This window comes from Winogradskyella marincola (genome assembly GCF_029624125.1).
GTDB lineage: Bacteria > Bacteroidota > Bacteroidia > Flavobacteriales > Flavobacteriaceae > Winogradskyella > Winogradskyella marincola.
The window spans coordinates 39,150-52,234 of record NZ_JARSBN010000004.1; the positions used below are offsets into that span (position 1 = coordinate 39,150).

Annotated in this window: 8 protein-coding genes and 1 riboswitch; of the genes, 5 read left to right on the plus strand and 3 right to left on the minus strand. The window is 33.9% G+C overall.

What is annotated here, in order from left to right; all coding sequences use genetic code 11:
• Positions 1–253: 253 nt before the first annotated feature.
• A riboswitch (SAM riboswitch) is annotated at positions 254–378 on the minus strand.
• 373 nt (positions 379–751) lie between these two features.
• From metK to P7122_RS08090, 3 genes are all read left to right on the plus strand, one after another.
• Positions 752–2,005: a methionine adenosyltransferase gene (gene metK, locus P7122_RS08080; RefSeq protein ID WP_278005282.1), complete on the plus strand. Its 1,254-nt coding sequence runs from the start codon at positions 752–754 to the stop codon at positions 2,003–2,005.
• 148 nt (positions 2,006–2,153) lie between these two features.
• The gene (locus P7122_RS08085) at positions 2,154–3,977 is read left to right on the plus strand and encodes a carboxypeptidase-like regulatory domain-containing protein (RefSeq protein ID WP_278005283.1); all 1,824 of its coding nucleotides are present in this window, start codon (positions 2,154–2,156) and stop codon (positions 3,975–3,977) included.
• Positions 3,978–4,115: 138 nt separating this feature from the next.
• Positions 4,116–5,936, plus strand: coding sequence for a peptidase associated/transthyretin-like domain-containing protein (locus tag P7122_RS08090; RefSeq protein WP_278005284.1), 1,821 nt, complete (start codon positions 4,116–4,118; stop codon positions 5,934–5,936).
• Positions 5,937–6,014: 78 nt separating this feature from the next.
• Here P7122_RS08090 and P7122_RS08095 read toward each other — a convergent pair whose 3' ends face one another.
• The 3 genes from P7122_RS08095 to P7122_RS08105 form a co-directional block, all read right to left on the minus strand.
• Positions 6,015–8,798, minus strand: a complete 2,784-nt coding sequence (locus tag P7122_RS08095; RefSeq protein ID WP_278005285.1) for a carboxypeptidase regulatory-like domain-containing protein — start codon at positions 8,796–8,798, stop codon at positions 6,015–6,017.
• Between the two features lie 21 nt (positions 8,799–8,819).
• Positions 8,820–9,719 carry a GLPGLI family protein gene (locus tag P7122_RS08100; protein ID WP_278005286.1) on the minus strand — a complete coding sequence of 300 codons (900 nt, stop codon included), beginning with the start codon at positions 9,717–9,719 and terminating at the stop codon, positions 8,820–8,822.
• Between the two features lie 112 nt (positions 9,720–9,831).
• On the minus strand, positions 9,832–10,680 hold the full coding sequence (locus P7122_RS08105) for a GLPGLI family protein (RefSeq protein ID WP_278005287.1): 849 nt from the start codon (positions 10,678–10,680) through the stop codon (positions 9,832–9,834).
• Between the two features lie 134 nt (positions 10,681–10,814).
• On the opposite strand from P7122_RS08105, the gene P7122_RS08110 reads away from it, so the two are divergent.
• Complete coding sequence (locus P7122_RS08110) at positions 10,815–12,377, plus strand: sensor histidine kinase (RefSeq protein ID WP_278005288.1); 1,563 nt, start codon at positions 10,815–10,817, stop codon at positions 12,375–12,377.
• Positions 12,370–13,053 (plus strand): response regulator transcription factor, encoded by a 684-nt coding sequence (locus tag P7122_RS08115; RefSeq protein WP_278005289.1) that lies wholly within the window; start codon positions 12,370–12,372, stop codon positions 13,051–13,053. Before P7122_RS08110 ends, P7122_RS08115 begins: the two co-directional genes overlap by 8 nt.
• Positions 13,054–13,085: the final 32 nt, after the last annotated feature.

Here is a 13,085-nt window from a genome sequence, read left to right on the forward strand (position 1 = left end):
CTATTTGCAGAACGAGATTAATGGAGTAAGAAGCTTCTTTTTCACTAATACTTCAAAATAAAAATTGACCATAACTAAGGCTATGCTAAATTTTTATTTCTCGTCTAATCAAAAAATCTATCTACTTCCTATCATCAATCCCATTCAGCAAATAGCACGATTAAACCAAAAGCCAAATAAGCCTTTTCGTAAGGCGTACTTAATAGAAAAATGTTATAAAGAAAATGCCAATTACAAATGGGTAATTGGTCTTGAGTTATCTATCCGAACTGGCAAGAAATGATTTGCGCGTTCAAGTAGAATTTAGCACCTTCTTAGTAAGTCTAAGGGTTGCTAAGGCTTCACAGGGTCTATTCCCTCCACCTTTCTTGATAACATTTCAGTAAGTGTATTGAACTTTGTGAGCACAAATATTGCGTTACAAAAATTTAATTTCAAAATAATTTCTAACTTTTTTTAAAAATTTAACAAAAGTTAACACATAAAAAACTTCTGAAAACACCATAAACACTACAATTTATTAAAAAACAAACTTCATTGAACTTTAGACATCGTTAGGATTTTAAGATTTCATTATAATTTGAAGATGTGCTATCTTAAATTTAATCTCTATTTTTGCCAAGATTTACAAAGAGGAAAAATTTGTCTGATTGCAACCTCGTTAAAAAATGCTAAAGCAGTTAGTTTACGACTTCTCTAGCGACCAAGCAATCTCATATTTTTCATAATAACAAACTAAAATATAGGATTTATGCCATATTTATTTACTTCTGAGAGTGTATCAGAAGGACATCCGGATAAAGTTGCAGACCAAATTAGCGATGCATTGATTGATAACTTTTTAGCCTTTGACCCAGAGTCTAAGGTAGCTTGTGAGACCTTAGTAACTACTGGTCAGGTTGTTTTAGCTGGAGAGGTAAAGTCTAACACGTATCTCGATGTACAACAAATAGCAAGAGACACAATTAATAAGATTGGTTACACTAAAGGTGAGTACATGTTTGACGGTAACTCTTGTGGAGTAATTTCTGCAATACACGAGCAGTCTGAAGACATTAACAGAGGTGTAGACAGAGCCAGTAAAGAAGAACAAGGTGCAGGCGACCAAGGTATGATGTTTGGTTATGCTACTAATGAAACAGATAACTACATGCCTTTAGCATTAGACCTGTCTCATCTTATTCTTAAAGAATTAGCTGCGCTTCGTCGCGAAAACAAAGATATTACGTACTTAAGACCAGATTCTAAAAGCCAGGTAACTATAGAGTATAGTGACGATAACACACCTCAGCGCATCGATGCTATCGTGGTATCTACACAACATGATGATTTTGATACTGATGATGCTATGCTGGCAAAAATCAGAAAAGATATTGTTGAGATTTTAATCCCTCGTGTTGTTGCTAAAGTACCAGATCATATAAAGCCATTATTTAATGATGATATTAAATATCACATTAACCCAACAGGTAAATTTGTAATAGGTGGACCACACGGAGATACAGGTCTAACAGGCAGAAAAATTATAGTAGACACCTATGGTGGAAAAGGTGCACATGGTGGTGGAGCATTTTCTGGAAAAGACCCAAGTAAAGTAGATCGTAGTGCTGCTTACGCAACAAGACATATTGCAAAAAACTTAGTGGCTGCAGGTATTTGTGAAGAAGTTTTAGTACAAGTATCTTATGCTATTGGAGTTGTAGAGCCTATGGGAATTTTTATAGATACTTATGGCACTTGCCCATTTAATCTTACAGATGGCGAAATTGCTAAAAAGGTTTCTGAAATTTTTGATATGCGACCAGCCGCCATAGAAGAGCGTTTAAAACTTCGCCAACCAATGTACAGCGAAACTGCTGCTTACGGACACATGGGAAGACAAAATGAAGTTGTAAAGAAAACTTTTGAAAAGTTAAATGGAGAGCCAAAAACTCTAGAAGTAGAATTATTTACTTGGGAAAAGCTCGATTATGTAGATAAGGTTAAATCTGCATTTGGCCTGTAAGGAACAAACATTATAAAATTTTAAAAACTCTGATTATTAATTTAGTCAGAGTTTTTTGTTTATAAGAAAAGGTAGGAGTTTGAGGATCATAATTGTTATATCTACACAACGTCTCAACGAGACTTACTTTTAACTAAATCAACCCATTATGAAAAGAATTAAAAACTTCCCAAATCTTATTTTAATACTTTTGTTATCGCTAATTGTAGTAACAGCTTGTCAAAACGATGATGATAGTTCTGTTAACAATAATAATCCTCAAGAAAATATTCCTGATACCTTTTCTGAATATTTTGGAAATGAAATTTCTCGTGACTTCCTAGGAACAGTAATAGACAAAAACCATAACCCTATTGAAGGAGCAACCATTACTATCGGTAGCGAAACCGCAACAACAGACAGCAATGGTGTTTTTATGATTAACGGAGCTACGGTTAAACAACGTTTTGGTTATATAAAAGCCGAAAAAGCCGGATACATTCATGCTTCACGTAGCGTAGTACCTTCTAACGGAACAAATAAAGTTACCATTATGATGCTAGAAGCTACAGTTGTAGGCTCTGTAACAAGTGGCTCTTCTGGAACCGTTACAGCAACCGATGGTAGTTCTGTAAGTTTTGATGGAAATTTCATCAAAGAAGACGGCTCAACTTATGATGGCTCTGTAGATGTTATTTTACATCATTTAGATCCTGCAGATGACGATATGCCAATGCAAATGCCAGGAATGTTATATGCTGAAAATGAAAATGGTGCAGAACGTATGCTTCAAACTTTGGGTATGCTTGCTGTAGAACTTAGAGGTTCTGGTGGAGAAGATTTAAATTTAGCAGAAGGTTCTACTTCTGAAATTAAAGTTCCTGTTGATGCTAGTTTAATGAGCATTGCACCTAACACTATTCCGCTTTGGTATTTTGATGAAGCCAATGGTTATTGGAAAGAAGAAGGACAAGCAACCTTGCAAGGTAATATGTATGTTGGTACAGTATCTCACTTTAGCTTTTGGAATTGCGATATTCCAACGGAAGCTATTACGCTTTGTGTTACAGCTACAAATGAAGATAATGTTCCTTTAGCAAATATGTATGTATCTATTACAAGTGCTACTTTTGGCACTACGTATGGCCACACCAATGAGAATGGTGAAGTTTGTGGTTATGTACCAAGTAATGAAAGCTTAGAGTTAAACGTATATAGCTACGATGTATGTGGAGATAATCCATTACACACAGAAACCGTAGGTCCTTTTACAGTAGATTCTAACATTACAGTTATAGTACCAGATAATCCTGATATTATCGAAGAAACTGTAGTAGGAACCTTCAATACCTGTGATGGAAATGCTGTAACAGATGGTTATGTAAAATTAAGCTATGGGTACCAAACCTTTATTGATACTGTAACTAATGGTGAATTTGAAATTAATCTTTTAAGATGTAGTGATAATAACACATTTACTATAGAAGCTAGTGACTACGTTAACTTACAGGTTACAGATAGTATAAGTTATACTTTTGCAACACCTATAACCAATATAGGAACCATAAGTGCTTGTAATGCTGTAACTGAGTTTATAGAATATACTATAGACGATGGTGAGAGTACTTTTATTTTTGAAAATATTTCTGCTAACTTTTACACAGATAGCCCTAATTATCCTGATCCAACGCTAGATATATTTGCGTCAAGTAATGATCAAGGAAATTGTTATTATATGTATGGCGCACTTAATGACCCTGACTATCTAGGCACATATGATAGTTATAGCTTTAACGGTACAGTGGGTGACACAGGTTTCATTATTGGAGAGTGTCTTAACATGTCTGACGAAAACAATAATATCACTTACAACCTAACCGCTTTAGGTAACGTTGGCGAATACATTGACATTAACTTTAGTGGTTCTTATGAAGATTACCAAGGCAATGCTCATACCATAAATGGAGTTGTACATGTATTGAGAGATAACTAATAATTTATCCATAATAGGGTTTAAATAAAAACTCTCAAATCAAAACTTTATGATTTGAGAGTTTTTTATTTGTAAAAATTTTCACGCAACCCTTTGTTGATTTTGGCATCTATTAAAAAATGCTAAAAATCAATCGCTATGAAACCAACTAAACTTTTTCAATTACTAATATTTGTATTTCTTATAAGTAATTTTTCGTGCCAAAAAGATGATGGTCCTTCAGGAAACAATAATCCACAAGAAAATATTCCTAACACCTTTTCTGAATATTTTGGAAATGAAATTTCTCGTGACTTCTTAGGAACAGTTATCGATAAAAACCATAATCCTATTGAAGGTGTAACCATTACCATTGGCAATGAAACGACGACTACTGATACCAATGGTATTTTTATTATTAGAGATGCCAACGTAAATGAACGTTTTGGGTACGTAAAAGCTGAAAAGCCTGGATACATCCATGCCTCACGAAGTGTTGTACCTTCTAATGGAACAAACAAAGTGACTATTATGATGCTCGAGGAAATGGTAGTAGGTACAGTATCTAGTGGAAGCTCTAGCACTGTAACTATTGACGGTGGAAGCTCTGTAAGTTTTGACGGCAACTTTACAAAAGAAGATGGCACTGCTTATGATGGCTCAGTAGATGTCATAATACATCATCTAGACCCAACAGATAATGATATGTCAATGCAAATGCCAGGAATGTTATATGCCGAAAATGAAGATGGCGCAGAGCGTATGCTACAAACCTTAGGCATGCTTGCTGTAGAGTTAAGAGGCTCTGGAGGTGAGGATTTAAATTTAGCAGAAGGCTCAACCTCTGAAATTAAAGTTCCTGTTGATGCTAGTTTAATGAGCATAGCACCTGCCACAATTCCACTTTGGTATTTTGATGAAGTTAATGGTTATTGGAAAGAAGAAGGCTTTGCTACTTTACAAGGTAATATGTATGTTGGTACCGTATCTCATTTCTCTTTTTGGAATTGCGATATTCCTGCCGAAGCTATTATGCTTTGCGTGGAAGTTTTAGATGAAGATGGGAAAGAACTAAATAATCTAACTATATCAATAACTAGCAATACTTTTGGAACAACCTATGGATATACTAATGAAATAGGTCAAGTTTGTGGTTACATTCCAAGTAATGAAAGTTTAGTTCTTAATATTTACAATTATGCTATTTGTGGAAATACACCTTTACATATCGAAACAATTGGTCCTTTTTCTTTGGACTCAGGCATTTCGGTTATCGTACCTGAAAACCCTAGTATTATTGAAGAAACTGTTATTGGTACATTCAATAATTGTGACGGCAACCCAATCACAGAAGGTTATGTACAAATCACTTATGGTGGAACAACGTTTACAGATGCAGTAAACAATGATGGATCTTTTGAAATTATTATGCTGAGATGCTTTGAAGAAAATACATTTAGCCTTATAGGAAGTGATTTTAATAATTTACAAACCACTGGGGAAATATATTACACCTTCACATCTTCTTTGACCGATATTAGAGAAATAAATACATGTAATACTATTGACGAGTTTATTACCTATAGTATTGATGATGGAGCAGTTCAAAAGTTATATATAGATAGTGAAGACTTGGCTACTGGATCATGGTCTTATAAAATTCAGCTTCATGGAGGTCCTGGAGGTTTAGTATTTGACAAAATTACTATAAATGTTCCTAACGAATTGGGAAGTTATAATGTTGGTGATAATCTTGGCTATAATGATGAGGTTGTTGAAATATGGTTACGTTTCATAGAAAATGGTAACAATTCCCTTTATGATTTAGATAGTCCTGAAGAACATAATATAACAATAAATGTAAATAAAGCTGCTCAATATGTTGGAGACTATATTGATGTCAATTTTAGCGGTGACTTTTCATATTATGGAAACCCTACAAGAACAATTGTTGGATCCGCACATATTAAGAAGCATTAATTAGAAAAAGCTTTCTATACTTTACTGAGTTTACCTGTGCTAAGCACAGGTAAACTCAGTAACCAGAAGGCTGTTATTCTATAAAGTATACGTTAACCTAAACGTAATAAATCGTGGTTGTATAAACGTCTCTGAACTAAAGACTGAAATAGTACCTGCACCATTACTGATATTAGAATCTATATCTAAGATATTAGAAGCTCTTAATGAGTATTCCCATTTAGTATCTCTGTCTTTTCTGTAACGTAAAGATGCGTCCCAAGTTTTAAAAACTTGTGTTTGTCCATCGCTTTCTTGCTCGTTATAAGTAAACTCTGTTACAAACGATAATGCATCCCAAATGTAAGCATCAAACTCTACAGATGGTGCTCTGGTTATAAACTTAGTTGTATTATCTCCTTGTTCATTATCTCTAACTGTATATCTGTAACGTAACCTCACATTTGGTGCTTCTCTAAAGTTGGTTCTTAACTCAGGAGAATAGGATTGTGTAAAACTTTCATTTAAAGATTGCGCTCCCTGTACAAACTGATTCAACTTACTATAATTAAAATTAGCTCCCATACGCGCTCTAAACTTACCAAACGTGCGCTCTACTCTACCAAAAACCGAAGCACTCTCATCTGCAAACTGCGAGTTAAAGAATGTGCTTGTTCTTATTACACTTTCAAAATTAGTTAATCCACGTATTTGGTCTTCATTTTTACTATAGTTTGCTCCTGCAAATACATTGGTGTAGTTAAATAAATTAAAGCTACTGTAGAATAATCTAAAGTTATGCGACAATGCATTCTGTAATTCTGGATTACCAAATTGTATGCTGTTGTAGTTATTGAGCACTAAACCTTCAGCAATATTTGTAATATCCGTAAAGGTATTGGTCATGTTATAATTAAATTGCAATGACTCACTCTTTTTAAATTGAACTCGTGCTTCAAAATCTGGTAGCACATTTAAGAAATTATCTTTAAACGTGTCGCCATTTTGTGTGTTTTGGTTACTATACGCATGAAAAGACACACCTGGAGTAAAGGTAAATTTACCTGTTTTAAATCTATAGTGTACACCTAAATACACATCGCTAAAACGATATTCTACATTATCATTTTCAGCAGTAAGCAACTCGCCTTCGTTTGTTATAGTCGGAGTAGGATCTAAGATTGTACCATCATCTAAAAATTGAAAGATATTAGAATTAAACTTTTGATTGCTAAATATAGTTCCTAAAGTAAAGTTGATATTGCTTTTAGAATTTAAGATATTGAAGTAATCTACCTTAGCATCTAACTGATTACTTTTCACTCGTCTTTCTTGGTTTAAATCATAACTCAACTGATCTAAATCTAACCCTAAACCTGAAGCTGTATCATCAAAAGCATCATTATCTTCATCATCATTATTATTTGGGTCATTTTGCAGCAAGGCATTGTAAAAAGGATCTTCATCTTTAATTAAATGCTGTGCTTCAAAGGCAAAAATATTGTTTTCGTTAAGTGTGTAATAGTAGTTTAAATTTTGATTGATACTGAAAGGCTTCACCTCATCCAACTGATTTGTATTTCCTACTACTGAAGAAAAAAGGTTTTGACGTTCTTCATCATCTGATAAGCGTGCTAAAACATCATAATCTAATTGATTATTAACGTTAGGCTTATACGATGCACTTAATTTGGCTATAAACTGATTGGTGGCTTCTCTACCTGTAGATAATGTTTCTTCATCTGGCGGAATCGTTGTTGATTCATCTATATCTGTAGTTGAAGGATCATCTTCTAATTCAATATAATCTATAAAACTCTCTTCTCTGGTTCTTAAACGACTGCTATTAAAAATTAAGAAACCACTTAAATCTAAAGCCTTATTAGGTGAGTAACTAAAGTTAGCTGATGCTAATTTTGTTACTACTTCTTGTGCATTGGCAATACTTGTTAGACCTCCAAGCCCATTATCCCCAAGGTTTATACTTGTTCCACTGGTTCTACTTGGCATTCTAAAACCACCTCCAAAACCACGAAGATCTCTATTGGTTAGTGCTACCTCTCCAATATTATTCATATCACCAATGAGGTTAATACTGTACTTTGGACTATAATAAAACAATTTGGGTTGTACTAAATAAAGTTCGTCGTTTGGTGAAGGTGCTGTACCTGTACCTGCTGTAATATCTCCAAACCAAAAGTTTTCTTTTCCTTCTTTCAGTTTTATATTAATAGCTACATTATCTTGATTGTTTTGCACACCACTTAGCTGACCAACTTCAGCATAGTTTCTTAATACCTGAACTTTATCTACAGCATTAGAAGGTATATTTTTAGTAGCCAATTTGGTATCTCCATCAAAGAAATCTTTACCATTTACCATAAGCTTGCTTACCGTCTTACCTTCTACTTCAATTTGTCCATCGTCATTGATTTCTACTCCTGGTAACTTTTCCAGAACATCTTCTAGCTTACGCTCACTTCCGTTTTTAAAAGAGTCCGCGTTATATACAATAGTATCTCCTTTTACAGTAACTGGCATTTCATAAGTTAGCTCAACTGCATCAAGAGAATTATCTGGCATCAAAGTAAAGTCCTTTGTAATATCTGCTTCGGCTGTTGAAATAACCTCTTCATAAGACTTTAAACCAATGTAACTTACTTGTAACTTGTATTTACCGTTTTTCCCTAAAGACAGAACATATTTACCTTGATCGTTTGTTACAGCATAAGACTCTAAACCATTAGTTTCTTGATTAATTGCAATAACATTAGCTAACTCTAGCGGTGCGCCTATGCTATCCTTTACAACCCCTTGCATTTTGATTTGAGCAAAGGAACTTCCTGCTGCTACTAAACAAAGTAGCATTAGTATTTTCTTCATAAATTGGTTGTTAGTATATTATTAATTTCTTCTGCCTCTTCCGCCACGATTCCCGCGACGACCACCATACATTTCGCGCATTTCCTGCATTTTTTTTGTGATAATCTCGTTATATTCAGCTTTAGTTACTTCGTCTCCTTTTTTAGGTTTTTCTATTTCCTCTTTTTCATCAGGATTCATAACTATTTTAGTACAAAGAATAGTGGTTCTGTCTGCATTGATTTCTAAGATTAAACCTGGCAAACCCCAATAATCATCTGGACCTTGATTAATTGGCACCTGAGGAGTATACCATGCCACAACCTCTATAGTTTTTGGCACTTCAATTTCACTCATTGGGTCATCATCCTTTTTTATAGAATCGTTTTTCTTCTCGCCTTCTTTTTTGTCTTTATCATCGTTATCCCTTCTTCGTCTCATACTTCTCCAATCAAATCCATCAACAGTTTTTATTGCTGTAGCTTTAAAACATGTGTACTGACCTATTTGCTTGGTTTCAGTGCCCATTTTCCATTCTAAGGACTTTAGCTCATCTTTAATCAAAAATTGCTTCCCAAAGAATTCCTGATCTTGTAGTAATTCTTTAGACTTTACGTTTTTATATTTTGGCCCTCCAGTAAAACCACCAGAAAAACCTCCCCAACCTCTTCCAGAGCCTGGCGCTTCTAGCTTTTCGTCTTCTTTGTATATGGATTCTTCCTTATTAAAGGTTAGTATATACTCTTTTTCAAGGAAGCTTTTCATGCGTTCTTCAATTCGCTTTTTTTGTTCAGGAGTCATTTCTCGTCCTCCCCATTCATCTAAATCCATTGTGGTTTTAGACATGTAATAAGCCTTGCCCTGAAAGTCTTTTTGAGCAAATGAAACAGCACAAAAACAGAATAAAACTAAGGCAGTAAAATTTTGAAGTAATTTTTTCATCGTATAAGTTTAATCTTGATTAACAAATGTAAATTTATTGTTCTAAGTGCTCACTTAGACTTTTTTAGATGCTATTTGTTAATTTTAATTGCGTTAAACTTATGTTAATGATCTAGCCGCCAATTCGTATCTCTATAGTCTCACCGTTATCTCTTCCTTTTCTAGGTGCATAACGCTCCATCATTTCTTTAGCCTTTTTCTCCATGATTTTCTCGTACTCATCCCTGTTCACCTTCTTTCCTTTGGTAGGCTCTTCTATTTCTACCTTATCCTGCGGATTTAAAACAATTTTACTACAAATCACAGTTAAGTCTCCATCGTGTACTTCTAAGATTAAACCTGGCAGTCCTTGATATTTATCTGGCCCATTAGTTACAGCGATTTGAGGCGTGTACCAAGCCGTAACTGTACGCTCTTCCATTTCTGGCTCAGTATCATCTTCTTTATCTTCTTCAATATTAGAGAATACCTTAGCTTTTTCTATTTCTTTAGTATAGGTTGCTTTATAGCACTGATATTCGCCTATGTACTTTGTATCAGATTCTAATTTCCACTCAATTGGTTCTAATTCGTCCTGAATAAGAAAAATTTTACCAAAGCTATCCCTAACTTCAGAATACTTGCTTTCCTTGGTATTTTTATAAAGTACATCATCTCCACCTCCATTGCCAACAACCATTACCTGAAAATCTCCACCTCCTACCTGAGGTTTATCTAACTCTTCTTCTTGTTTGTAGGTTGAAACTTCTTTATTAAATGCAAGGTGGTAAGTTTTTTGAAACTGCTTTTTCATCATAGCCAACATGCGCTCTTGCATTTGAGAATCCATCTGCGTACTATCTAACTTAATATCGACCTTACGTTGGGTTTTGTAAGTTGCTACACCTTGAAATTCTTGAGCACTAACGGTAGAAAAAACTACCGTTAACGCCATAACTAAAACTCTAATAATTGTGTTCATTTTTTGATTGATTTTTTTATTTCTAAATTCTAACACCACAAATATCAACATCAATTTTCAGCATTTGCGTTAACTAGTGTTAACGTGTGTTAACCGATTGATGCTAACTAGTTTTTTACATTTACTTTTGAAGTATGAACGATAAAAGATATAAATGGATTTTATATACCATTGTTGCTGTAATTGCAGTTACGATTGGAATACAACTGTTTTGGAACTATAAAAATTATCAATCTAACAAACAGCAGCTTATTAACGATGTTCAGGTAAGTTTAGACAAAGCTGTTGATGATTATTATACTGCTTTAGCCGAACGCACTACAATTGGAATTTTCTTAGAAGGAGATGAACAGAAAGATCCATTAAAAGAAGGTGGTCATATCCAAAAACTCTTAAAACAAATCGATGAAGATTCTTTTGGCTTTAAAAACATAGATAGTATTGATGTTAATTCAATTGAAGGTATTACAGTAATGAGAGGTTTTAGTGCCGACTCTATGTCTGAGGTTATTGATAGACAACTTAAGCCCATGGAGTTCAAAGAGTTTAACCTTAAAATTGATAGTCTAAAAAAAGTAAAAGGAGCAAATCAAGCTTTTCAATTTAAAAGTAAATTTGATAGCATTAAAAATCCTCAAACCCTAACAAACGCCTATCAAATTGAAATGCTAACTTCAAAAATTGTGGTATCCATCAACAACGATAGTTTAGACCTGGTTGAGCTAGATAGTTTGGTTGGTATAGAATTATTGAGAAAGAAGCTTTTCCTAGATTATGATTTACATTTCGATAATGGAAAGAAAAATACAACAGATTCTATTCAGCATCCATCAAAAAGATTAAAAACAACTTCAAAATCTACCTTCTTACCAAAAGGAAGCACATTAGATATTAGCTTTACCAATGAAACTGCGTTAGTTTTAAAACGAAGTCTTGGTGGTATTCTTATTTCAACATTACTAATAGCAGCTGTGATATGCAGTCTTTTCTATCTTCTAAAAATTATAAAACACCAAAAACAACTCGCAGAAGTAAAAAACGACCTCATCAGTAATATTACTCACGAGTTTAAAACACCTATTGCTACCATAGGAGTAGCGCTAGAAAGCATTAGCAATTTTAACGCTATTGAAGACAAAGAAAAAACAAAGAACTACATAAGCATGTCTTCGCAACAGTTAGAAAAACTAAATCTTATGGTTGAAAAACTACTAGAAACAGCAACCTTAGACAGTAATAACCTAGAGCTTAATACAGAAACCATTGACGTTGTAACGCTTTTAAATGACCTATCTAGACGTTATAAAATTCAATATCCTGAAAAAGAATTTAACACAAGTCTTAAAGTTGAACTCTTAGAAACTAAAGTCGATAGTTTTCATTTTGAAAACGCTATAAATAACATTTTAGACAATGCCGTTAAATATGGAGGAGATATTATTTCTATCGATTTAATTCCGAAGGAAAAAAACTTTGAAATTCTAATTTCGGACAACGGAAACACACTATCTAAAGCCAATAAAGAACGTATTTTTGAAAAATTCTACCGCGTCCCAAAAGGCAACACACACGACATTAAAGGATTTGGTATTGGCTTATATTACACCAAATCTATTATTGAAAAACATAGTGGAAGCATAGATGTAAACCTTAGTAAAAACCTTACCACTTTTAAAATTACATTACCCAATGGCTGAAAAAATAAAACTACTTCTGGCTGAGGATGAGGCGGCTCTAGGACAAATTATAAAAGAAAGCTTAGAAACCAGAGATTTTGAAGTGACACTTTGTGATAATGGTGAAAAAGCATTTGAAAAATACCAATCTGACCAACCAGATCTATTAGTGCTTGACGTTATGATGCCAAAGAAAGACGGCTTTACCTTAGCTAAAGATATTAGAGCCATTGACGATGCTATTCCGATCATTTTTTTAACAGCAAAATCTCAGACAGCAGATGTGGTAGAAGGATTTTCTATTGGTGGAAATGACTATTTGAAGAAACCATTTAGCATGGAAGAACTCATAGTACGAATTCATAATTTACTAAACCGAACAAAAGTTCAGAAAACCTCAGAAAGTTTAGCGATTGGTGCATATACTTTTGATTTTCCTAAGCAACAACTTGCTTTTAAAAACGAGAAACCAACACAACTTACACACAGAGAAGCGCATCTATTATTTCACCTAATAAAAAACAAAAATCAAGTTTTAGATCGTTCTTTAATTCTTAATAAACTTTGGGGAACGGACGATTTTTTCTCTGCCAGAAGCATGGATGTTTTTATAACCAAGCTCCGTAAAAAACTTCAAAAGGATGAAAAAATTCAGATTATAAATGTTAGAGGATTTGGTTATAAACTCACAGATTAAAGTCTTTTCTCTTTTTTGTTTTATTGAATAGA

Bases quoted from the DNA above. Each gene is read 5' to 3' on its own strand.
- P7122_RS08105 (WP_278005287.1), bottom strand. From the start codon at position 10,680: ATGAACACAATTATTAGAGTTTTAGTTATGGCGTTAACGGTAGTTTTT.
- P7122_RS08085 (WP_278005283.1), top strand. From the start codon at position 2,154: ATGAAAAGAATTAAAAACTTCCCAAATCTTATTTTAATACTTTTGTTA.
- P7122_RS08100 (WP_278005286.1), bottom strand. From the start codon at position 9,719: ATGAAAAAATTACTTCAAAATTTTACTGCCTTAGTTTTATTCTGTTTT.
- metK (WP_278005282.1), top strand. From the start codon at position 752: ATGCCATATTTATTTACTTCTGAGAGTGTATCAGAAGGACATCCGGAT.
- P7122_RS08115 (WP_278005289.1), top strand. From the start codon at position 12,370: ATGGCTGAAAAAATAAAACTACTTCTGGCTGAGGATGAGGCGGCTCTA.
- P7122_RS08090 (WP_278005284.1), top strand. From the start codon at position 4,116: ATGAAACCAACTAAACTTTTTCAATTACTAATATTTGTATTTCTTATA.
- P7122_RS08110 (WP_278005288.1), top strand. From the start codon at position 10,815: ATGAACGATAAAAGATATAAATGGATTTTATATACCATTGTTGCTGTA.
- P7122_RS08095 (WP_278005285.1), bottom strand. From the start codon at position 8,798: ATGAAGAAAATACTAATGCTACTTTGTTTAGTAGCAGCAGGAAGTTCC.